2 protein-coding genes are annotated in these 800 nt (G+C 59.9%); one reads left to right on the top strand and one right to left on the bottom strand.

All coding sequences use genetic code 11. The features are described 5' to 3' along the window. Positions 1-246, top strand: a 246-nt coding sequence (locus EOA85_RS38455) for a hypothetical protein (RefSeq protein WP_206523506.1), incomplete at its 5' end; no start/stop codon positions are given. Between the two features lie 323 nt (positions 247-569). Here EOA85_RS38455 and EOA85_RS38450 read toward each other — a convergent pair. Then, on the bottom strand, positions 570-800 hold a 231-nt coding region (locus EOA85_RS38450; protein ID WP_245486404.1), incomplete at its 5' end, for a YidB family protein.

Here is an 800-nt window from a genome sequence, read left to right as displayed (position 1 = left end):
CGCCTTGTCCGTGCATTCGAGATGAGGGCCATCTTGGCGAACCGCTTCTACAATGGCCTTGACAGAGACCGTGCCACCGCAGGGGATCTTGTGGATGGCCTCATGGACAAGGTCCACGGCTTCGCGCTCACAATTCGTCTTAGCATTCACCTGAGGCGGCCCCCGGCCATAAGCCACAAGCGCCCATTTGTTGGCACTTTGCGTCGGAAGATCAACAGGTTATTTTGGGCCGCGCACAAATGGTAGAGGGGCGAGGATAACCGGCGTTCAAGCTAACGAACGGCTACTGCTCGCCCCATCGGAAGCCACGGACAGGCCTAGGGCAGTAGCTGCCTCTATAACAGCCTCGATTAGCTAGCGTCGGCCGGCGAGAGCCAGGCGCGTCGCGGCTGGGAACTCTCGTCCCACCTGAGGCTCGACATCGATGACCCAGCGGGAATCACGTAGAGCGGCCAACAGATAACTCCGAAAATTGCTTTCGCTGGCTCAGACCCGGGCTAGCCCTGCCCGCTCATCCCAGGCGCTCCGAGTGTGCCATTTACCAGATCGCCCGGTGTAGAGCTGTCACTCTAGACTTCGCTTTGGCCCGCGGGATTTTTAGCTTGCGTCGTAGGCGGGGCCACGTCGTCGAGCAGGGTCGTCTGATCCGAGCCTTGCGTCGGCTCAGCTGGCAATTTGCCATTTGGCGTCATCTTGTTGACAGCCTCGGGCAGATCTCGCGTGATCCTGGCAATGAGCTCCTCCCGCGATAGGCCAGTCTGCATAGAAAGAGCAGTGAGCGTCTCCTCGTCTATGGCCGC

Origin of the sequence: Mesorhizobium sp. M5C.F.Ca.IN.020.29.1.1 (genome assembly GCF_003997375.1) — a bacterium.
In the GTDB taxonomy this organism is placed as follows: Bacteria; Pseudomonadota; Alphaproteobacteria; order Rhizobiales; family Rhizobiaceae; genus Mesorhizobium; species Mesorhizobium wenxiniae.
The sequence above is the reverse complement of the archived record's forward strand: the minus strand, read 5'-3'. Positions and strand labels throughout refer to the sequence as shown.